Source organism: Amycolatopsis sp. NPDC003861 (assembly GCF_053605405.1).
This window is the reverse complement of record NZ_JBSGJD010000067.1, coordinates 18963-39022: the sequence shown is the minus strand read 5'-3', so window position 1 is coordinate 39022 and position 20060 is coordinate 18963. Positions and strand designations below refer to the sequence as shown.

17 protein-coding genes and 1 pseudogene are annotated in these 20060 nt (G+C 71.2%); 4 read left to right on the top strand and 14 right to left on the bottom strand.

The genetic code is table 11. From position 1 onward, the window contains the following. Positions 1–282: 282 nt before the first annotated feature. Together ACWEVN_RS18785 and ACWEVN_RS18780 are read right to left on the bottom strand one after the other, a co-directional pair. A complete protein-coding gene (locus ACWEVN_RS18785; protein ID WP_449686658.1) occupies positions 283–774 on the bottom strand; it encodes a DUF6912 family protein in 492 nt (163 codons plus the stop codon). Then, a complete protein-coding gene (locus ACWEVN_RS18780; RefSeq protein WP_449686659.1) occupies positions 771–2177 on the bottom strand; it encodes a WS/DGAT/MGAT family O-acyltransferase in 1407 nt (468 codons plus the stop codon). The genes ACWEVN_RS18785 and ACWEVN_RS18780 overlap by 4 nt, the downstream gene beginning before the upstream one ends. Before the next feature lie 34 nt (positions 2178–2211). On the opposite strand from ACWEVN_RS18780, the gene ACWEVN_RS18775 reads away from it, so the two are divergent. Continuing rightward, the gene (locus ACWEVN_RS18775) at positions 2212–2973 is read left to right on the top strand and encodes a TrmH family RNA methyltransferase (RefSeq protein WP_310973432.1); all 762 of its coding nucleotides are present in this window, start codon (positions 2212–2214) and stop codon (positions 2971–2973) included. Positions 2974–2976: 3 nt separating this feature from the next. On the opposite strand, the gene ACWEVN_RS18770 is transcribed toward ACWEVN_RS18775, so the two are convergent. Continuing rightward, complete coding sequence (locus ACWEVN_RS18770; protein ID WP_449686683.1) at positions 2977–3351, bottom strand: HAD-IA family hydrolase; 375 nt, start codon at positions 3349–3351, stop codon at positions 2977–2979. Positions 3352–3536: 185 nt separating this feature from the next. Between ACWEVN_RS18770 and ACWEVN_RS18765 the strand changes: the two genes are divergently transcribed. Then, a complete protein-coding gene (locus tag ACWEVN_RS18765) occupies positions 3537–3986 on the top strand; it encodes an Rv3235 family protein (protein ID WP_452052074.1) in 450 nt (149 codons plus the stop codon). 250 nt (positions 3987–4236) lie between these two features. Here the strand turns inward: ACWEVN_RS18765 and ACWEVN_RS18760 are convergent, their stop codons facing one another. From ACWEVN_RS18760 to mtrA, 7 genes and pseudogenes are all read right to left on the bottom strand, one after another. Beyond that, positions 4237–5448, bottom strand: a complete 1212-nt coding sequence (locus tag ACWEVN_RS18760) for a cytochrome P450 (protein WP_452052073.1) — start codon at positions 5446–5448, stop codon at positions 4237–4239. A 398-nt stretch (positions 5449–5846) separates the two neighbouring features. Further along, positions 5847–8397 (bottom strand): annotated as a pseudogene (secA, locus tag ACWEVN_RS18755) (preprotein translocase subunit SecA); the annotation flags it as partial. A gap of 206 nt (positions 8398–8603) precedes the next feature. Beyond that, positions 8604–9290 carry a ribosome hibernation-promoting factor, HPF/YfiA family gene (hpf, locus tag ACWEVN_RS18750; protein WP_449686662.1) on the bottom strand — a complete coding sequence of 229 codons (687 nt, stop codon included), beginning with the start codon at positions 9288–9290 and terminating at the stop codon, positions 8604–8606. Between the two features lie 674 nt (positions 9291–9964). Beyond that, a complete protein-coding gene (locus ACWEVN_RS18745; protein WP_452052072.1) occupies positions 9965–10288 on the bottom strand; it encodes a hypothetical protein in 324 nt (107 codons plus the stop codon). A gap of 786 nt (positions 10289–11074) precedes the next feature. Beyond that, positions 11075–12784: an LpqB family beta-propeller domain-containing protein gene (locus ACWEVN_RS18740; RefSeq protein ID WP_452052071.1), complete on the bottom strand. Its 1710-nt coding sequence runs from the start codon at positions 12782–12784 to the stop codon at positions 11075–11077. A gap of 59 nt (positions 12785–12843) precedes the next feature. Continuing rightward, on the bottom strand, positions 12844–14571 hold the full coding sequence (gene mtrB, locus ACWEVN_RS18735) for an MtrAB system histidine kinase MtrB (RefSeq protein ID WP_452052070.1): 1728 nt from the start codon (positions 14569–14571) through the stop codon (positions 12844–12846). 7 nt (positions 14572–14578) lie between these two features. Next, positions 14579–15256 carry an MtrAB system response regulator MtrA gene (mtrA, locus tag ACWEVN_RS18730; protein ID WP_005150760.1) on the bottom strand — a complete coding sequence of 226 codons (678 nt, stop codon included), beginning with the start codon at positions 15254–15256 and terminating at the stop codon, positions 14579–14581. A 337-nt stretch (positions 15257–15593) separates the two neighbouring features. Here mtrA and ACWEVN_RS18725 point away from each other — a divergent pair, with 337 nt between their 5' ends. Next, positions 15594–16379 carry an IclR family transcriptional regulator gene (locus ACWEVN_RS18725; protein ID WP_449686666.1) on the top strand — a complete coding sequence of 262 codons (786 nt, stop codon included), beginning with the start codon at positions 15594–15596 and terminating at the stop codon, positions 16377–16379. On the opposite strand, the gene ACWEVN_RS18720 is transcribed toward ACWEVN_RS18725, so the two are convergent. Beyond that, a complete protein-coding gene (locus ACWEVN_RS18720) occupies positions 16376–17344 on the bottom strand; it encodes a helix-turn-helix transcriptional regulator (protein WP_452052069.1) in 969 nt (322 codons plus the stop codon). The genes ACWEVN_RS18725 and ACWEVN_RS18720 overlap by 4 nt on opposite strands. Before the next feature lie 64 nt (positions 17345–17408). Here ACWEVN_RS18720 and ACWEVN_RS18715 point away from each other — a divergent pair, with 64 nt between their 5' ends. Then, on the top strand, positions 17409–17858 hold the full coding sequence (locus ACWEVN_RS18715) for a hypothetical protein (protein WP_449686668.1): 450 nt from the start codon (positions 17409–17411) through the stop codon (positions 17856–17858). 78 nt (positions 17859–17936) lie between these two features. Here ACWEVN_RS18715 and ACWEVN_RS18710 read toward each other — a convergent pair whose 3' ends face one another. The 3 genes from ACWEVN_RS18710 to ACWEVN_RS18700 form a co-directional block, all read right to left on the bottom strand. Then, entirely contained in the window at positions 17937–18590 is a 654-nt protein-coding gene (locus ACWEVN_RS18710) for a dTMP kinase (protein WP_452052068.1), read from the bottom strand. A 62-nt stretch (positions 18591–18652) separates the two neighbouring features. Further along, entirely contained in the window at positions 18653–19402 is a 750-nt protein-coding gene (locus ACWEVN_RS18705; RefSeq protein WP_452052067.1) for a hypothetical protein, read from the bottom strand. Continuing rightward, positions 19399–19977, bottom strand: coding sequence for a papain-like cysteine protease family protein (locus ACWEVN_RS18700; protein ID WP_452052066.1), 579 nt, complete (start codon positions 19975–19977; stop codon positions 19399–19401). The genes ACWEVN_RS18705 and ACWEVN_RS18700 overlap by 4 nt, the downstream gene beginning before the upstream one ends. Between the last annotated feature and the right edge of the window lie 83 nt (positions 19978–20060).

Sequence of the window (20060 nt, the reverse complement as noted above, 5' to 3'; positions counted from 1 at the left end):
GCCGGGTCAAGGCATCTTTCCCGCCTTGACGCGGTACCACCGGCCGTAGTGACAATCACGGCTTCGGGGTGGTGGGCACCAAGAACCGCCCGAGTCAGCTGCACTTCCAGGGCAGACCACCCACCCACAACAGCGACCATTTCGCCGCCTCAGCCCAACCCCCGCCCCCAACAAACCCCCACCCACCACGGGGGGCGTCCCCAGTTCCACTCTACCGGCACCCACCGACAAAACCCCAGTTCAGAGCCGGTTATCCACAGGCCGCCCCCCAATGAGGACAACTCAGAGCAGCTCCAGCAGGAACGGCAGCTCCTGCGGCGCATACCAAGCCAGCTCATGGTCCTCGGCGTCCCCGAGCGTGAACTCCGCATCCGGATCCCCCAGGTCAGCCGCGTCGATCACCGCCGCCGCGGCGGCCACCGCCTCCGCCGCCTCCGGGGCGTCCACGTGGATCGCCGCCACCGCCGACATCGGGATCGGGCCGCCGATGCGGACCACCGGCGCGTCCAGGTCCGGACGCAAAGTCACTCCGGAAACGTCCGCCGACACCACCACCCGGCGCGGCTCGCCCTTCTCCTCCGCCGCGATCAGGCGCAGCGAAGCCCGGGCCGCGTCCAGCAGCGCCGCGTACTCCAGCTCCTCGTCCGACCCGCTCACGTACGCCTCGCGCAACGCCGGCGTCAGCGCGAACGCCGTTCCGCTGCGGGCGCGGAACTCCCCCGAGGTTTCGAGGTCGCGAAGCATCGCGATGGTCGCAGGCAGATAGACCCTCACCAGTGCGCACCCTTCAGCTCTTCCAGGGACTCTTCGATCATCCCGGCCACGAGATCCACGTCGAACGCGGCCTTGCGGTCGCCGTTCAGTCCGAAGTAGACGCCGCCGTGGTACGACGTCACCCCGATCGCCAGCGCCTGGGTGCGCATCAGCGGCATCACCGGGAACATCTCGACCAGTCTGGCCTCTCCCGCGTACATCGGCACCTGGGGGCCCGGTGAATTGGTCACCATGACGTTGAAGATGCGCCCGGACAGCGACCCCGCCGCCCGCGCGCCGAGCGAGTGGAGCGTAGCCGGGGCGAAGCCGCCGACCTTGAGCAGGCCGCGCGCCGCCACCGAACGGCCCGAATCGAGGTGCTCGGCCATCGCGTGGCCGATGTGCTGGAGCCGCAGGACCGGGTTCGGCTCGCCCACCGGCAGGTCCACCAGGTACGCCGCCACCTGGTTGCCGACCAGCCCCGGCGTCGAGTAGCCGGGCGTCTCGGCGTCGCGGACCGCCAGCGGCACCAGCGCGCGGATCGTCGTGTTCGGCGTCAGCTGGACCTCGCGCGACAGGAGCCATTCACGCAGGGCGCCGGTGATGGCCGCGAGGACGACGTCGTTGACCGTGCCGCCGTGCGCCGCGCGGATCTTGCGGAAGTCCTCCAGCCGCGTGCGGACCACCGCGAACACGCGGCCGCCCGAGACCCGGACGTTCAGCGGCCCCGGCGGCGCCGGGCTGACCAGCGTGCGCAGCGTCGACGCCACCCCGCCGACCGTCTCGGCGAACTTGCCCGCCGCCGCGAAGGCGTCGTTCGCCGCCGACCGGACGTTCTCCACCACCTCGCCCGGCCGCTGGACGCCCTCGCTGATCGCGTCCAGCACCAGCTGGGTGCGGCTCGGCTCGCGGCGCGGCGTCCAGATGTCCTCGAACGGCTCCGGCTCGGCCGGCGCCGGGTCGAGGATGAGCTGGCCGAGGTCGATCGTGCCGACACCGTCCACAACGGACTGGTGGGTCTTCGTGACCAGCGCCACCCGGTCGCCGGACAGGCCTTCGATGAAGTACGCCTCCCAGAGCGGCCGCTCCGGCGCCAGCCGCCGCGACATCAGGCGCGCGACCAGGTCGAACAGCTGCTCGTCACTGCCCGGCTGAGGCAGCGCCGAGCGCCGGACGTGGTAGTTCAGGTCGAAGTCGACGTCGTCCACCCACACCGGCCGCGCCAGGTGACCCGGCACCTCCAGCACGCGCTGCCGGTACCGCGGCAGGTACGCCAGGCGCCCGCCGATGAGGTCGACCAGCTGGGGGTAGCCGAACCCGGAGCGCGGCCGCTCGAAGATCGCCACGCCGCCAACGTGCATCGGGGTCGCGTGGTCCTCGACGTACAGGAACGAGGCGTCCAGCGCGGAAAGGCGGTCGGGCATGGGCCGATCCTTACACAGTGGAAGACTGCGGGGTGTGGGTGATGAGTCGACGATCTCGCCGAAGGACCGGTTCCTGACCGTGTACGGACGGAAGCCGGTGCTCGAGGCACTGGCCGACGACGGCCTGCGCGTGGACAAGGTGATCCTCGCCGACACCGCCCGCGGCCCCGGCGCCGCCGAGATCCAGCGCGCGGCGAAGGCCGCCGGCGTGCCGGTGCAGCGCGCCAGCGCGCACCGGGTCAAGGTCCTCGCCGGCAACGGCAAGCAGGACCAAGGTGTGCTCGCCGACGTCGTCGCCCCACGGATGCGAGCGCTTTCCGCGGCGCTGGCCGACCGGCGGCCGCCGTCGCGGGTGCTGCTGCTGGACGGCATCACCACCCCCGCGAACGTCGGCATGATCCTGCGGACGGCGACCGCGGCCGGGCTGGACGGCGTGATCGTGCCCCGGCGCGGCGTCGCGGCGCTGGATCCGCTGGTGGTCAAGGCCTCGGCCGGGGTGGCGTTCCGCGCGCCGGTGCTGCGCTGCGGCTCGGCGCGCGAGGCCGCGGAGCTGCTCACCGAAGCCGGCTACGGGCTCTACGCGCTGGGCGCGTCGGCGCGCACCACGGTGTTCGACGTCGACCTGCCGCAGCGCGCCGCGTTCGTCCTCGGCGGCGAGACGGCCGGGGTCGGGCCGGAGGTCGGCGAGCTCGTCACGGAGTGGCTGTCGATCCCGATGCCGGGCGACGTCGAGTCGCTGAACGTCTCGGCCGCCGCCGCGGTGGTGTCGTTCGAGCTGGTCCGCCGCGCGCGCTGACCCTCAACCGGTGGGGAACAACACGGCGAGTTCGTCCAGCGTCTCGCTGACCGACCGGTGGTGCACCCCGACCATGCCCGCCTGGACGGCGCCGCGGATGTTCGTCGCGGAGTCGTCGACGAACGCGCAGCGCGCGACCGGCAGCCCGAGCCGGTCGGCCGCGATCAGGTAGACGGCCGGATCCGGTTTCGCCACGCCGACCTCGCCGGAAAACACCAGAGCGTCGAAATAGGCGAACATGGTTTTCTTGACCTCGCTCGACGCGCCGGGAGCGTTGGACAGCAGCGCGGTGCGGACGCCCCGTTCGCGCGCGGCCGCCAGGTAGTCGTAGAACCGGCCGGCGTCAGGGTCCGTGAGAACTCCGGCGAAATCGACCAATAACCCTTTCAGCACCGGCACACAATAGCCGGGCGCGTTGTGACGTGTCCCGCAGAGTGGTCCACCTACCGTATCCGGCGACTGGAATCCACAGTTCGGCGGTTCTCGCCCTGATCGAGCGATTCGCGGTTCTTTTCCGGCCCGTTCTCGCCTCTAAGCGAAAGCCGACTCAGGGAGGGCAGAAAATGATCGAGGAACATCGGTTGCGGACGTTGATCGACTGCGAGGTGCCGCGGCCGGCGGACGGCCGGCAGGTGCCTCAGCGGGAGGAGGAACGCGCGCGCTGCCCGGCGCCGAGACCGGGCGAGGCGGGCGAAGTGGGCCACCTGCTGAACATGCTGCTGGAGGCGTACGACGGCCGCCGCCCGGCGGCGCAGGTCCGCGCACTGGTGGCGCCGGAGGTGTTCGCCGGGCTGGCCGGGCCCCGCCGGCCGAGGCCCCGGCACCGGACGCAGACGATCCACACGTGCAGCCCGGCACCGGAGGTGGTGGAGGCCTGCGCCCGCGTGGAGGCGGACGGCCGTTCGTTCGCCCTGGCGGCAAGGTTCGTGCGGACACCGGCGGGCTGGCGGTGCGAGCGGTTCGCCCTGTTGAAGCCACAGCACCCGGCAAACCCGCTCCGGCGCGCGGCTTGAGGTGCAGCGGTGGGGGCCGCTCGCCGCCGAGGGCCGGCTGGGGCTTCGGCTGGTCCAGGGGTCGCGCCGGGCCGGCGCGGCCCCTGGGCGGCGATTGCGATGGGACCGGCCGCGGGAAGTGCGCCGCGTCGAACGCGCCGGCGCGGCGCAGTCTGCCATCGGCGGCCAAGCAGGGGCCGTGAAGGCACGTCCGCAGCGCCGGTCGGCGGCCAGGCGAGGCCGCGTTCGGCGCGGGCCAGCCGAGCCGTGGCTAATCGCTGCCGGTTACCGGGAGGCTCGACAAGCCGCGCAGGGTTGCCGTGGGGTTCCAGGTCGGTGTTCCCGCCAACCTCAGGCCTGGGCGGCGGCGGGCCAGCTCGCGGAAGGCGATCCGGGCCTCCAACCTCGCCAACGGCGCTCCCAAACAAAAGTGGATCCCCTGGCCGAACGCCAAATGCCGGCCCGGCTCCCGCGCCGGGTCGAAGGAGTCCGGGGCGGGGCCCGTGGCCGGGTCGCGGTTGGCCGCTCCGATCACCACGATCACCTGGCTGCCCTCCGGGATCGGCAGGTCCGCCAGCGTCGTGTCGCGCAGGGCCGTTCGGGCCGTCAGCTGGGCCGGCGAGTCGTAGCGCAGGACCTCCTCCACCACGCGCGCCGCGTTCTCGCCGTCCGCTCCCAAGGGCTTCAGGCCCTCCGGGGAGCGCAACAGCGCCAGCACTCCGTTGCCGATCAGGTTCGTCGTCGTCTCGTGGCCGGCGATCAGCAGGAGCGTCAACGTCACCAGGAGCTCGCCCTCGGTGAGCACGTCGCCCGCGTCCGAGACCGCCACCAGCGCCGACAGCAGGTCGTCGCCCGGTTCGCGCCGGCGGTCGGCCGCCAGTTCGCGGAAGTACGCGACGAACGACTGCCGTGCCCTGACCGCCGGTTCGAGCGTGTCCGGGGGCTGCAGGAACGGCGGGTCCAGGGCCCGCGCCATTGCGTGCGACCACTCCGCGAAGCGCTCACGGTCGTCCAGTGGCACGCCGAGGAGTTCCGCGATCACCTCGACCGGCAGCGGCTTCGCGAACGCCGTCATCACGTCGAACTCCGCCGGCGCGCGGTCGATGAGCGCTGCCGCGAGCTCCTCGATGCGCGGTGCCAGCTGCTCGACCATCCTCGGTGTGAACGCCTTCGCCACCAGCCGCCGCAAGCGCGTGTGATCCGGCGGGTTCAGCGACAGGAACGCCCGGACCACGCGTCCCGATTCGTCGACCGGCTGGTCCGGGAGGCGGTCCGCCGGGTCGAGGTACTCGGGTTCCGGATGCCCGAAGGCCGGATCACGCAGCACCTGCGTGGCCTCGGCGAGGCCGCTGACCACGAACATCCGCTCCGCGAGGGCCGCCGCCGGGCGGGCCTCGCGCCAGCGGCGGTAGTGCGGGTACGGGTCCGGCCGCCGCTCGGCGCCGAACAGCGCGAAGAACTCCTGTGGATCTGCCGACGTCACAAAACCCCCATCAACGAAACCGGGGCGCGCGGATCTCGCCGCGCGCCCCGATCGACACCCGTGTCAGCGACGCGGGCCCTTCTTGCCCTTCTTGGCGGCGTCACGCTGGGCGGCGCGACGGTCGCGACGCGTACCGCCGGCGCCACCGCCCGCGGCCTGCGCCCCGCCCTCGGCGTGGGACTCGACCTCGCCGTCCTCGCCCGGACCGGACAGCATCATGCCCGACTGCTGGCCACCGCCGCCGAGACCCTTGCCGCGCAGGGCGGCCGGGACGGACTCGGTGTCGGTCGTCGGCGGCTGCGGCGGCGCCGGACGCGCGTGGCGGCCTTCGGTCGCCTGGCCGTTGCCGGTCGGGACGCCCGTCGGCAGCGCCGAGGCCTCCTCGGCCGGGGGCGCCTCGGCGCGCTCGACCTGCAGGTTGAACAGGAAGCCGACGGCCTCCTCCTTCAGCGAGTCGAGCATCGCGCGGAACATGTCGAAGCCCTCGCGCTGGTACTCGATCAGCGGGTCGCGCTGCGCCAGCGCCCGCATGCCGATGCCCTGCTTGAGGTAGTCCATCTCGTACAGGTGCTCGCGCCACTTGCGGTCGAGGACCGTCAGCATCACCTGGTGCTCCAGGGTCCGCATGCCCTCCGGGCCGACGAGCGCGTTGATCTCCTCTTCGCGCTGGTCGTAGGCGCGGCGGGCGTCTTCGAGCAGCGCCTGGCGCAGGCCGTCGGCGTCGAGGTCGCCGTCGTCCATCAGCTCGTCCCAGGTCACCGAGACCGGGTAGAGCTGCTTCAGGGCCGACCACAGCTTCTCGTGGTCCCAGTCCTCGGCGTAGCCGTTGGCCGTCGCACCGTCCACATAGGCGTTGACGACGTCCTCGAGCATGCCCTCGATCTGGTCGCGCAGGTTCTCGCCGGCGAGGACGCGGTGGCGCTCGGCGTAGATCACCTTGCGCTGCTCGTTCATGACCTCGTCGTACTTGAGGACGTCCTTGCGCTGCTCCATGTTGATCTGCTCGACCTGGGTCTGCGCGCTCTTGATGGCCTTGGAGACCATCTTGTGCTCGATCGGCACGTCGTCGGGCAGCCGCATGGTCGTCATGACGCGCTCGACCATCGTCGCGTTGAAGCGGCGCATGAGCTCGTCACCGAGCGAGAGGTAGAAGCGGGACTCGCCCGGGTCGCCCTGACGGCCGGACCGACCGCGGAGCTGGTTGTCGATGCGGCGCGACTCGTGCCGCTCGGTGCCCAGCACGTAGAGCCCGCCCGCCTCGCGGACCTCTTCGCCCTCGGCCTTCGACTCCGCCTTGACCTGCTCGAGGACCTCGGGCCACGCGGCCTCGTACTCCTCGGAGTGCTCGACCGGGTCCAGGCCGCGCTCGCGCAGCACCTGGTCGGCGATGAGGTCGGGGTTGCCGCCCAGCACGATGTCGGTACCGCGGCCGGCCATGTTCGTGGCGACCGTGACGGCGCCCTTCTGACCGGCGCGCGCGACGATCAGCGCCTCGCGGTCGTGGTGCTTCGCGTTCAGCACCTCGTGCGGGACGCTCAGCTTCACCAGCAGCTTCGACAGGTGCTCGGACTTCTCGACGCTGGTCGTGCCGACCAGGACCGGCTGGCCCTTTTCGTGCCGCTCGGCGATGTCCTCGGCGACGGCCTCGAACTTGGCCTGCTCGGTCTTGTAGATCAGGTCCGCCTGGTCGACGCGGATCATCGGCCGGTTCGTCGGGATCGGCACCACACCCAGCTTGTAGGTCTGGTGGAACTCCGCGGCCTCGGTCTCGGCCGTACCGGTCATGCCGGACAGCTTCTCGTAGAGGCGGAAGTAGTTCTGCAGCGTGATCGTCGCCAGGGTCTGGTTCTCGGCCTTGATCTCGACCTTTTCCTTGGCCTCGATCGCCTGGTGCATGCCCTCGTTGTAGCGGCGGCCGTGCAGGATGCGCCCGGTGAACTCGTCGACGATCATGACTTCGCCGTTGCGGACGATGTAGTCCTTGTCGCGGTGGAAGAGCTCCTGGACCTTCAGCGCGTTGTTCAGGTACCCGACCAGCGGGGTGTTCGCGGCCTCGTACAGGTTGTCGATGCCGAGCTGGTCCTCGACGAACCGGACGCCCTTCTCGGTGACGGCGACGGTGCGCTTCCGCTGGTCGACCTCGTAGTGGTACTTCGAGTTGATCAGGTTCGTCTTCTCGACGCGCTCGCGCGACCCCATCGTGGTGGTGTCGATGCCCTGCATGAGGGGGGCGAGCCGGGCGAACTCGACGTACCAGCGCGACGACTGGTCGGCCGGGCCGGAGATGATCAGCGGCGTCCGGGCCTCGTCGATGAGGATCGAGTCCACCTCGTCGACGATGGCGAAGTTGTGCCCGCGCTGCACGCAGTCGTCGAGGCTCCACGCCATGTTGTCGCGCAGGTAGTCGAAGCCGAACTCGTTGTTCGTGCCGTAGGTGATGTCGGCGTTGTACTGGGAGCGCCGCACGTCCGGCTGCTGCTCCGACAGGATGACGCCGACCTCGAGGCCGAGGAAGCGGTGGATGCGGCCCATCCACTCCGAGTCGCGCTTGGCCAGGTAGTCGTTCGTCGTGACGACGTGGACGCCCTTGCCCGGGATGGCGTTGAGGTAGGCGGGGAGGACGCAGGTGAGCGTCTTGCCCTCGCCGGTCTTCATCTCGGCGACCTGGCCGAGGTGCAGCGCCGCGCCGCCCATCAGCTGGACGTCGAAGTGGCGCTGGCCCAGCACCCGCTTGGCCGCTTCCCGGACGACCGCGAAGGCCTCCGGGAGCAGGTCGTCGAGGGATTCGCCGTCGCCGTTCCGCTTGCGGAACTCCTCGGTCTTGGCCCGCAGCTCGGCGTCGGTCAGGTCCTTGACGTCGTCTTCGAGGGTGTTGATGTGATCGGCGATGTTGCGCAGCCGCTTCACCATCTTGCCCTCACCCGCGCGGAGCAGGCGGTTCAGCACCATCCGGTCGACCTCACTAGCTGAATATGAGCGCGCCCAGGCCGGTCCCGGGCAGGTTCTCCCGCGGTGGCGGCCGTGTTCGGCACCACCTTCCCACCCCCATCGTAGGGAACGGTGGCCCTCGTGTGCACACGCCGTAGGTTCTGACATGCGGAAGGCCCGCACGCGAGCGCGTGCGGACCCTCCGGCTGGCCTCCTTCGAGTCCGGCTCAGCCGAGCCGGATCACGCCGTAGTCGAAGCCTTTCCGCCGGTAGACCACGCTGGGCCGGCCCGCGTCGGAGTCGTTGAAGAGGTAGAAGTCGTGGCCGACCAGCTCCATCTCGTAGAGAGCCTGGTCCACCGTCATGGGCTCCGCGGTGTGCTGCTTCTCGCGAACGACGCGGCCGGGCTGGTGACCCAGGTCGTCGTCGGTCCAGCTCTGCTGCTGGGGCAGGTGGAATTCTTCGGCACTCGCGAAGCCGTTCGCCTGCGGTTCGGCTTCGGGTGCGTCCAACACCGCGGTACGCGCGGCGGGACTGGCTGCGGCCGGGGATCCACCACCCGGCAGTGCCGAGGTCGCTTCGGCGACCGATTCCGGACGGCTGCGGCCGTAGTGCACGCGCCTCCGGTCGTGTGTCCTCCGCAGCCGGTTTTCCAGCTTGGTGACTGCGGAATCGAGCGCCGCGTAGAAGTCGGCGGCACACGCTTCAGCGCGTACGGCCGGGCCTCGCCCCTTTCCGGTGATCTCGACGCGCTGGCAGCTCTTGGCCTGGCGCCGGTTGGGTTCGTGGAACAGTTCCACGTCGTACCGGATGACTTTCCTGTCGTAGCGCTCGAGACGGGCCAGCTTTTCGCTGACAAGCGCCCGATAGTGGTCGGGCACCTCCACGTTGCGGCCCTTAACGACGATGTCCATACACGACCTCCCTCGCTGAGATGACTGCGAGCTGTTGTGTTCACACACGGCGCCGGTATTGCGGGGACGTAAGCCCGGATCGCGGGCTGAGAAGGAACTCGGAAACGGTGGACGACGTCTCGTTCCGGTGACCGAGCGCGGACTCAGCGCACCTCCGGCGCCAGGGACATGGGCTCGTCACCTCCCTGCCTGCGGGGATTGCTGATTGCGGAGCACGTTAGCTTCCTCACGCCCGTTACAACAGCCCCCGAGCCGGGGGATGTCAGGGGATGGGACTCGGTCACCCCGCGCAGTGATCGCGAAGTGGGCACCGCAAAACACCCGCTGGTCGGACGCGCTACTTTCGCCGTGCTGTCACACGGACGGCGCATCGCTGCCTCCTGCTGGACGCCGAGGGTGACAGCCCGGTCTCCCGCAGCCGCCACTCCGGTGGAGTGGTGCGGCAGCCGAGTGATCGTGATCGACACCCTCATGCCCGGACAACGGGCGCCGGTCCGTTCGCGTTCCCGCTTGTTGTCACTCATGTAGGTGACGCCAGGTTCACCCAGGCGCGAGAAGTGCATTCTCGAGTGGCTTTTTGCGGGCTGAGCTGGGGCGAGGTGCTTTGGGCGGTGTTTGATCGAAGTGAGGCGCGGAACCGGTACCAGCCTTTTTGATCTGTGCGCTTTGTTCTTTCAGCCGGCCGCCAGGAGGGTCAGGACGGCGGAGACGGTGAAGCCCGCCGCCGACAGAGCCCGGGTGCAGGCCGCGGCGGTGGCGCCGGTGGTGATCACGTCGTCGAGCACCACGATGTCGGCGCCCGGAGGCGGGCGGCCCGCTTCGCGGAACTTCAGGCGGCCGGCAAGGTTGGCGGCGCGTTGCTCGCGGGTCAAGCCGACCGCATCCCGGGCTGCGCCGGCGAGCTCCAGCGCCGGGGCGACGGTGACGGGGATGCCACGGGCGGCCAGGACGGCGGCGGCTGCTTTGGCGAGGCGCTCGACGTGGGGGCCGCCGCGCACCCGGGCTGCCGATGGGCGGCTGGGAGCCGGGACGAGGCAGATTGGTCGGGTGGAGGGGTGGGTCTTTGGAATGGGTTGCGCCGGAGCCGGACGGGCGGTGGCCGACAGGAGCGCGAGGGCAGGATGAGCGCCGGCCGGGTGGGGGCTGGCTGGGAGACGCGGCGGGGCGCCGGCCCGGTGTGGGTGGATGGCTCCAGGCCACGCCGGCGCGCCGGCCAGCCGCGCCCGCGCGCGGGCCGGCCACGGCAGAAGGCGCCTCAGTCCGGCCTGAGCATGCGCCGGCCACGCCGAAAGCCGGCTCGGCCAGGTCCGAGTACGGGCTGACCACACCAGGCGCCCACCCGGCCGAGCCCGAGCGCCATTCGGTCGCGCCGAGGGGTGCGGCGGGATCGCGGCGGCGGGAGGAGGGTTGCCCGAGAGGCGGAGACCACCAGACTCAGGCGGCATCAACGGCAGCGCCACCAAAGCCTCCGCCAGCACCCGCCCCAGCGACGGCGCCAGGTCCCGGCGCCCCCGCTCCTTGTACGCGATCAGCAACCTCCGGCCCACCCCGCGGTACCGGGCCAGCGCGAACACCCGGACCAGCCCCGCGGTCGGCCCGCGCACCACCTCCCGCGCGGCTCCCCACACGCCCTCGCAGCGGGCACAACACGGCTCCCCGCGGGCTCCGCACGCGGCGCAGCGGCTCGGGATCAGCAGATCGAGCAGTCTCTTCAGCACACGGACAGTGTCACGACCGGCACCGACAGTTTCGGGCGCCCGACCATCACTCACCCGAGTGAAAGATCAGCCCGGGTAAAACGGGTCCGCGTCCTTCATCGTGTGGCTGTGCGGGCGCCACACCTCGCCCAGGACCGAGGCCGTCCAGAGGCCGTTCGCGTCCGCCACCACGATCTGGTGGTTGGGGGCCGCCGTCACGCCGTGGACCGTCGGGGTGAGGTTGCTGCTGTTGAACGCGTCCAGGCGCTGGCCGTCCACCGTCACCTTGACCACCGGCTGGGACGACGACTTCGTGATCGCCACCAGGCTGTCCGCGGCGATCCAGTCGACGTCCACGACGTCCTCGATGTCGTGGGGCTGGAGGTGGCGGGGCTCGCGCAGGGACACCGAATCGCCGTTGACGACCACCGCGGCCACCCACAGCTGGCCCTTGATCACCGCCGCCACGCGAGTTCCGTCGCGGGAAAACCGGAGCTCCGTGAGGTCGCCCTGCTGGGTCAGGTCCGTGGCGTTGACGCTCAGCGCCGTCCAGTGGCCGTTCTGGTCGAGCACCATGCGGCCCACCGACAGCCCGTCGACCACCGTCCACAGCTCACCCGTGCCCGGGCGCCACGTGGGGCGGGTCAGGGAACTGCCGCCGAGGGGCGTCAGCGCCAGGTCGTGGCCGAGGTCGCCGATGCGCAGGCGGACGCCGCCGCCGCTGCGCTCGACCACCGCCAGGCGCTTGCCGTCGATCGACTGGGCCGCGCTCACCACGTCGTAGCCGCCGTTGCCCGCCGGGCCGCCCACCGGGGCGCCGTCGGCGAGGGACCGGACCCGGCCGCCGACCGTCATCAGGCCCTGCAGCTGCGAACCGATCGACAGCGACGCGCCGTACGCGGGCAGGTCGTTCTGCCGCCAGTCCGGGTGGTTCGGCACGAGCGGGGCGCCGTCGGCGAGGATGCGGATCCGGGCCGACGTGACGTACTGCAGGGACAGCACGATCTGCGCGGCGATCAGGTTCCGGATGTCGTCGGGCACCCCCGAAAGCCCGGTCAGCGGGACCACCAGCGTCCCGTCGTCGAGGCTCTTGACGTTCGTGTCGATCTCGATGGGCTCGCCGAGCAGGTTCTTCACCGCCCCGGCCAGAGCCGACGACGGCCCGTTCACCAGCAGGTCCATCACCCGGCCCGGCAGGCCCGACTGCGGCTTCGCGACGACGTAGCGCCGATCGGGGACGAAGGTGGCCGACGACTCCGAGTAGAAGTTCACCGGCACCGGCGTGTAGTTCTCGCTGAAGTCGCTCTCGGTCGCGTACAGGTCGGCGGGCGGGTCGACGATCCGCCACTGGTTGTTCGGCTGCCGGCGCACCTTCACCTGCAGCAGCGCCGAGGTGTAGTCCGGCACGAACGCGCTGCTCTGGTCCAGCGTGCCGACGTCGATCCCGCGCACGTTGACGACCTGCGTGTTCGGGTCCGGCGGCGGAGCGGTGTCGTAGACCGTGCCGAAGGTGTCCTGGATGATCGTCAGGTTGCGGCTCGGCCGCCAGTTCGCCCGGCCCTGCTCGTCCAGGTAGGCGCGCGCGGCGGCGTTGTTCTGCCCCGGCTTGAGCGTCGCCCCGATGAAGGCGCGGACCAGCGACAGCGGGTCGAGGCCCGGCGCCGGCTCCGGTACGACGTCACCGGGGCTCTGCCCCTGGCGCTCCCCCGGCACCACCTGGGGTTGCGATTCCAGCGGCACGTTCGCGCAGCCCGCCAGCAACACCGAGCAGAGCACCAAAAGCAACAGCTGCTTCATCCGGAGCTTCGCCCCGAGCCGGGGGCTCCGCCACCCGGACCCCCGGAAAACCTGGTGGTTCACTGACCGATTCCTTCACGTTCGGCGAAGATCGCCTCCGGCGCCGGCGTGACGTCGATGACCCCGAGCGGCACCTCGGCGACGAACCGGCCGGGCGGCGGCAGGACCAGCGGCGACTCCCCCGCGGGCACGTCCTGCTGGCGCGGCAGCAGGAGCCGGAAGCAGGCGCCGTTGCCGGGCTCGCCCCACGCGTCGAGCTCGCCGCCGTGCAGCCGCGCGTCCTCCTGGCTGATCGCCAGGCCCAGCCCGGTGCCGCCGGTGCGCCGGTTGCGCGACGGGTCGGCGCGCCAGAACCGGTTGAACACCAGGTCGGCCTCGCCGGGCCGCAGGCCGACGCCGTGGTCCCGGACCGTGATGGCGACGGCGGTTTCGTTCGCCCCGACCGTCAGCACCACCGGCTTGCCCTCGCTGTGGTCGACGGCGTTCGCGAGCAGGTTGCGCAGGATCCGCTCGACGCGGCGGGCGTCGACCTCGGCGATCACCTCTTCCTCGGGCAGCACCAGCTCCACCGAGCTGCCCGCGTTGCCGGCGATCACCCGCACCTGCTCGACCGCGCGGGTGGCGATCGGCCGGACGTCGATGAACTCCGCGGCCAGCTCCTCCACGCCGGCGTCGAGCCTGCTGATCTCCAGCAGGTCGCCGAGCAACGCTTCGAACCGGTCGAGCTCGTCGACCAGCAGCTCCGTCGACCGCGCGAGACCGGCCGGGAACTGCTCGCGGGACGCGTGCAGCACGTCCGCGGCCATCCGGACGGTGGTCAGCGGCGTGCGCAGCTCGTGCGAGACGTCGGAGGTGAACCGGCGCTGCAGCCCGCCGAACTCCTCGAGCTGGCGGATCTGGCGCTGGATGCTCGCGGCCATCCCGTTGTAGGACACCGCGAGCTTCGCGAGGTCGTCTTCGCCGAGCACGGCGAGCCGCTGGTCGAGGTCGCCGCCGGCGAACTGCTCGGCCGCCGCGGCGGCCTGCCGGACCGGGCGGACCACCTGCCGCGTCACCAGGTTCGTGATGCCCGCCAGCAGGAGCAGCAGCACGAGCCCGCCGACCAGCAGCGTGTTCTGCACCGTCGAGACGGTGTTCTGCTCGGTCGTCAACGGGAACAGCAGGTACAGCTGCAGCGGGACGGCCACGGTGTTCAGCGGCGTGCCGACGATCAGGTACGTGGTGCGGCCGCCGCCGGCCTCGGGCGCGGTGTGCTCGAGGAAGCTCATCTGGTCGGCTTCGACGAACTGGCGCAGCCGCGGTGGCACGTTCTCGAACGGCCCCGCGAACGACGGCTCGGCGCCAGACTGGTCGTGCCCGCCGCTGGCGAGGACCGGGACGAACGTGCCCGCCGCCGACCCGGCCGCGTCCTGGCTGGTCGGCGTGATCGCGATCTTCTTCAGCGCGTTTTCGAGCCGGTTCCGGAGCGCCTCGTCGTTCTCGGACGAGCCGAGGCCGACGAGCTCGCCGGCGGCCGTCTCCGCCGCCGCGCGGGTCTGCGCGATCGCCGCCGTGCGCTTGGTGTCCAGCAGCCGCTCGGTGATCTGGTTCTGCAGCACCATGCCCAGCACGAAGACCACGGCCGAGGACAGCGCGAGCGTCGACACGGTGACGCGGAACTGCAGCGAGTGCTTCCACAGCTCGTTGAACGCGACCGCGCGGCGGCGCGCGAAAACGACGACACGCCGCACCAGGCGTGCCGTCGAACGCGCGAACGCGGGGAGCCGTCTGCCGGTCGCGAGAGTCATCGCCGCATCACGGCGGGCCGGCCTTGTACCCGACACCGCGAACGGTCAACACCACCTCGGGGTGCTCCGGGTCCTTCTCCACCTTCGAACGCAGGCGCTGGACGTGCACGTTCACCAGCCGGGTGTCGGCCGCGTGCCGGTAGCCCCACACCTGCTCCAGCAGCACCTCGCGGGTGAACACCTGACGCGGCTTGCGGGCCAGCGCCACCAGCAGGTCGAACTCCAGCGGGGTCAGCGGGATGGCCTTGCCTTCGCGCGTGACCTCGTGGCCCGGCACGTCGATCGCCAGGTCGCCGATGGTGAGCGATTCCGCCGGCTCGGCCTCCGTGCGGCGCATGCGGGCCCGGACCCGCGCGACCAGCTCCTTCGGCTTGAACGGCTTGACGACGTAGTCGTCGGCGCCGGACTCCAGGCCGAGGACTATGTCGACGGTGTCGCTCTTGGCGGTGAGCATGACGATCGGCACCCCGGACTCGGCGCGGATCGCCTTGCAGACGTCGATCCCGTTCATCCCGGGCAGCATCAGGTCGAGGAGGACGAGGTCGGGCTTCAGCTCACGCAGCGCGGGCAGCGCGCGTGAGCCGTCGGCGACCACCGCCGTGTCGAACCCCTCCCCACGGAGCACGATGGTGAGCATCTCCGCGAGGGCGGGGTCGTCGTCGACCACGAGAACACGTGCCTTCATGTCCACATATTCGCACTAGTTCCGGCGCCCGCACGCACGACCCGCGTGTTTGACCACCAGAAAGATCAAGATCGCCCGCACTCCCTGCTCCATCCGGGTGCCGGTACCGGCCGCTTTGGACGGTCCGTGGAGGCCGCACCGGAACCCCGGTGCGGCCTCCACGGACCTGTGAAGAGGGCTCAGGGTAACGACTGGCGAGATGCCGAGCCGATACGTGAAAGTTGCGCATTGTGAGACTCTGTGCCTCTTCCGCAACAATCCGGGTTCGGGGACGTCCTCGTCAAGAGATTCGCCCATCCAGCCGATAGGAACTCCGCGAAACGGATACTGTTGCGCTATGCGGAACCAGGACTCGGGCAACGCAACTCAGAGCCAGGTGCAATCGGTCGACCGGGCCATCAGCGTGCTGGAACTGCTCGCGCGCAACGGCGAAACCGGCATCACCGAGATCGCGGGCGAACTGGGGGTCCACAAGTCGACGGCGTCGCGCCTGCTCAGCGTCCTGGAGACCAGAGGCCTGGTCGAGCAGCTCGGCGAACGCGGGAAGTACGCCATCGGCTTCGGCGTCGTCCGGCTGGCCGGTGCCGCGACCGGCCGGATGGACCTCGCGAAACTGGGCCGGGCCAGCTGCCTGGCGCTGGCCGAGGAACTGGGCGAAACGGTGAACATCGCGATCGCCGACGACGGCGTCGCCATCAACATCAGCCAGGCCCGCGGCTCGGCCGCGATCACCACGCAGAACTGGACGGGCCAGCGGACGCCGCTGCACGCGACCTCGAGCGGGAAGATCCTGCTGGCGTACATGGGGGAACCCGAGCGCAAGCGGGTGCTGAAGCGGAAGCTGGAGCAGTACACCCCGCGCACGACGGTCGAGCCGGAGGAGCTGCTGGCCGAGCTGGACCGGGTGGTCGAGGACGGTTATGCCGCCTGCTACGAAGAACTCGAGCTCGGCATGCACGCCGTGGCCGTGCCGATCCACGGCCCGGGCGGGGATGTCGTCGCCGCGATGAGCGCTTCCGGGCCGTCGTACCGGCTTTCGAAGCAGCGGGTGAAGCAGATCGTGAAGCCGATGACCGAGGCGGCGGAGGAGCTTTCCGCGCAGCTGGGGTATTTCCGGGACTAGGGGTAGAGCCGCGCCATCTCGCGGATCGTCTTTCCCATGTGCGCCACCAGTTCCGGGGGTGCCAGCACCTGCGCGTCCGCGCCGAGCCGCAGCAGCCCGGCCGACGCGTGGGGCACGCTCTCCAGCGGTATTTCCGCGCGCTGCCAGCCTTCGGCGTCTTCGGGTTCGAGCGTCCGGGCGACGAGCCGCGCGGCCCGCGGGCCGAGGATGTCCGGCAGAGCCACGATCCCGGCCGGGGAAAGCCGGACGAGCGCCGTCTCGCCGTCTCCGGCCTCCTCGTACCGTTCGACGTGCGCGCGCCAGAATTCGGCCAGCTCGAAGCCGGCCGGACGGGTGAAGTGCTCGTCGAGCGCCCGGAACTCCTCGATGTTGCCGACCCGGTAGGTCCGCGGTTCCGGCCCGGCGACCAGGTACCAGACGCCGGCCTTGAGGACCAGGCCGAGCGGGTGCAGCCGCCGCGTCACCACCCCGGGCGCCGGCGACCAGCGGCGGTAGCGGATCTCGACGACCTGGTCCCGCCACAGCGCTTCCGCGGCGGCGAGCAACTGGGGGACGGCGTCGGCCTCGCGGTACCAGCCGGGCGCGTCGAGGTGGAACCGCTGCCGGATCCGCACCGACGCCTCGCGGTACGGCGTCGGCAGCGCGGCCATCAGCTTCAGCTCGGCGGCGGCCACCTGGGCCCCCAGCCCCAGCTCGGCGGCCGGCTGCGGCAGCCCGGTGAGGAACAGCGAGCCGGCTTCGCCCTCGGTCAGGCCGGTGAGCCGGGTCCGATAGCCGTCCACCAGCTGGTAGCCGCCGTTCGGGCCGCCCTCGGCGTAGACCGGGACGCCGGCCGCGGCGAGCGCTTCGACGTCCCGGTAGACCGTCCGCGCGGTCACGCCGAGCTCGGCCGCCAGCCGGGCGGCGCTCATCCTCCCCCGGTTCTGCAGCAGTAGCAGCAAGGACACCAGCCGGCTCGCACGCACGCGCCGGAGTCTGCCAGCGACCACTGACAGAAGGTGTCAGGGGTAGCCCCGCAAGATCGCCGTCATGACCGACTTCGACTTCTTCATCGGCTCCTGGACCGTCGTCACCCGGCGGCTCGAGTCGCTGTTCTCCGGCTGCGACGACTGGGACACCTTCACCGGTACCACCACGTGCACGCCGCTCTTCGACGGCGGCGGCAACACCGAGGAAATCCTGTTCCCCGAACGCGGTTTCCGCGGTTTCACCCTGCGCCTGTTCGACGTCGAACGGAAGGAGTGGTCCATCTACTGGGCCAACAGCCGCACCGGACGGCTCGAACCGCCGGTGGTGGGCACCTTCCGCGACGGCCGGGGCGACTTCTACGGCGACGACACCCACGAGGGCAGGCCCATCAAGGCCCACTTCATCTGGTCGGACATCACCGCCACCTCCGCGCGGTGGGAGCAGGAATTCTCCGCCGACGGCGGCCGGACCTGGGAAAGCAACTGGGTCATGGAATTCACCCGCGCCTGAGGGGCGCAGATCCGTCGTCCTGCGACTGTCCACTGTGGGCAAACCGGGCCAGGAACGAGGCACCGCCCGGTAGCGACGCTACTGCCCCAGCAGCGTCTTCGCGAGCGCTTCGTGGTCGACACCCGCGACGCCGTCCAGGACGTGCCAAGGCGCGAGCCAGCCCGTCGCGGCCAGCTCGTCGTAGACGGCCGCGCACCGCCGCTGGAGGCCGTCGTCGGTTTCGAAGGCGTCGCGCTCCCGGCCGGTCTCGGTCTCCGCACGGCGTTCGGCGCGCTCCGCGGCGACCGCCGGGGCGACGCGCAACAGCAGGTGCGCGTCCGGGCGCGGCAGGCCGAAGCGGTCGACCTCGAGCTCCCACACCCACTTCACGACTTCGCCGGACGCGTCCTGCCGCAGGCGCGCGGCGGCGTACGCGGCGTTGGAGGCGACGTACCGGTCGAGGAGGACGACGTCGTGCGCGTCCCGCAGCGCGCGGATCTCGTCCGCGGCGCCGCTGCGGTCCAGCGCGTAGAGCATCGCCATGCCGTACACCGAGTCGGCGAGGTCGCCGTGCCCGCGGTGCAGCGCCTCGCGGACGAGGTCCGCGTGCACGCTCTTGCCGTAGCGCGGGAACGCCAGCGACGCCACGCTCGCGCCCTCGGCGCCCAGCGCCGTCGTCAGCCCGTCGGCGAGCGTGCGCTTGCCCGCGCCGTCGAGCCCTTCGATGACCACCAATCGACCCACGGGAGTCACAGTAACGGTGGTGGACCGGCGGGCTCGGTGGAAGGGGATCGACGCCGAGCCCGCCGGTTCGTCTAGGCGGGGTGCCGCCGGAGGTGGAACACGTAGCCGAGGCCGCTGATCGCCAGCACGCCGACGAGGATCAGCAGCGGCACCCAGCCGGTGTCGTGGCCGGACGGTGCCGGGCCGCCGTCACCGCGGGGCATCACCTGGGAGGTCGCGTCGTAACCGCCGGCCTCGCCGTCGCGGGCGTAGGCCGAGCCGGGGAGCTTGTCGGCGTAGCGCGCCTCGACGATCCGCTGGTAGCCGGCGACCGCGTTGCCGTCGGCCAGCGACGTCACCCGGCCGTCGCGGACGGCGTACCAGGCGTCGACCTGCGGTTCGTGCAGCAGCTGGGCGCCGGCGGGCAGCTTCCGGGCGTACTCGCCCTCGACGTCGCCCGAGGCGATGTTGCCGATCTGCCAGGCGCCGTCCGTGCCGCGGACGGACCAGAGCGTCGCCGTCCGGCCGTCCGAGGCGCGCGCGGGGATCGCGAAGTAAGCGAAGTCACCCGGCGTCGCGCCGGGCTTGCCCGCGACGAAGTCCGGCGACAGCTCGTACACGGCGTAGGCGTCCGGCGCGATCTGCACCTTCACCGGGCCTTGGGCGCCCGGGGCCTGGGCGAAGAAGCGGACCAGGACGTCCTGCAACCCCTCGGCCGCGCGGTGCGCCGCGGAGGCGTCGGCGCTGCTGATGACGGCGGCCTGGGCCGCGCCTGACACCGGAGCCGTCATCAGCAGCGCCGCGCCGGTCAGCACGGCGAGCACGAGCGCCCGCCTGCTCATCGGGCGATCCCGGTGAGCGTGTGCGTCCAGGTGAACGACGAGTTCTGCGTGTAGTAGCCGTAGGTCGACCAGTTGTAGCGCTTGGCGGGGCCGGGGTCGCCCCAGAACACCCAGTCGCCGCGGGTGTCGTAGCCGTAGAGGACGTGCGTGTGGCCACCGCCCGAGCGGTAGCCGACGCGGGTCTCGACCGGCCGGTCCGCCGCGGTCTGCGTCCGGACGTCGGCGTAGGAGATGCGCCGGTCGAGGTAGCGGCCCGGCGAGCCGAAGCCGAGCCGGGCGAAGGCGCGCTGCGGGTCGGCGAGCGTTCCGGGGAGGTTCGCGCAGTCGGCGCCGGTCTCGCCGTGGGCCAGCTGGCAGAACCGCGTCTGGCTGACGAGCGCGCCGTGGTAGGCGGCGATGGTGTTGCCCGCGCCGGCCCAGCACCACTGGTTCTTCTGCTGGAGCTGCAGGGCGATCTGGTTCCGGTAGGTCGACGGCACTCCGGGCGCGGCTGCTTGGGCCTGCAGCGGGGCGACCAGGCACAACAGCAGGCTCACGGCCAGTACGGCGTGGACCTGGCTCGACTTCACCAGCACGGACGGCCTCCTGCTCGAACGTGGGCGAACCAGCGGTGGTCACAACGGTGAACAACGCGGTCACAAGGAGCAAGAACGCCATC

Excerpts from the sequence above, each read along its gene's own strand:
- ACWEVN_RS18780 (WP_449686659.1), bottom strand. The coding sequence starts at position 2,177 with ATGCCCGACCGCCTTTCCGCGCTGGACGCCTCGTTCCTGTACGTCGAG.
- ACWEVN_RS18765 (WP_452052074.1), top strand. The coding sequence starts at position 3,537 with ATGATCGAGGAACATCGGTTGCGGACGTTGATCGACTGCGAGGTGCCG.
- hpf (WP_449686662.1), bottom strand. The coding sequence starts at position 9,290 with ATGGACATCGTCGTTAAGGGCCGCAACGTGGAGGTGCCCGACCACTAT.
- ACWEVN_RS18740 (WP_452052071.1), bottom strand. The coding sequence starts at position 12,784 with ATGAAGCAGCTGTTGCTTTTGGTGCTCTGCTCGGTGTTGCTGGCGGGC.
- mtrB (WP_452052070.1), bottom strand. The coding sequence starts at position 14,571 with ATGACTCTCGCGACCGGCAGACGGCTCCCCGCGTTCGCGCGTTCGACG.
- mtrA (WP_005150760.1), bottom strand. The coding sequence starts at position 15,256 with ATGAAGGCACGTGTTCTCGTGGTCGACGACGACCCCGCCCTCGCGGAG.
- ACWEVN_RS18725 (WP_449686666.1), top strand. The coding sequence starts at position 15,594 with ATGCGGAACCAGGACTCGGGCAACGCAACTCAGAGCCAGGTGCAATCG.
- ACWEVN_RS18715 (WP_449686668.1), top strand. The coding sequence starts at position 17,409 with ATGACCGACTTCGACTTCTTCATCGGCTCCTGGACCGTCGTCACCCGG.
- ACWEVN_RS18705 (WP_452052067.1), bottom strand. The coding sequence starts at position 19,402 with ATGAGCAGGCGGGCGCTCGTGCTCGCCGTGCTGACCGGCGCGGCGCTG.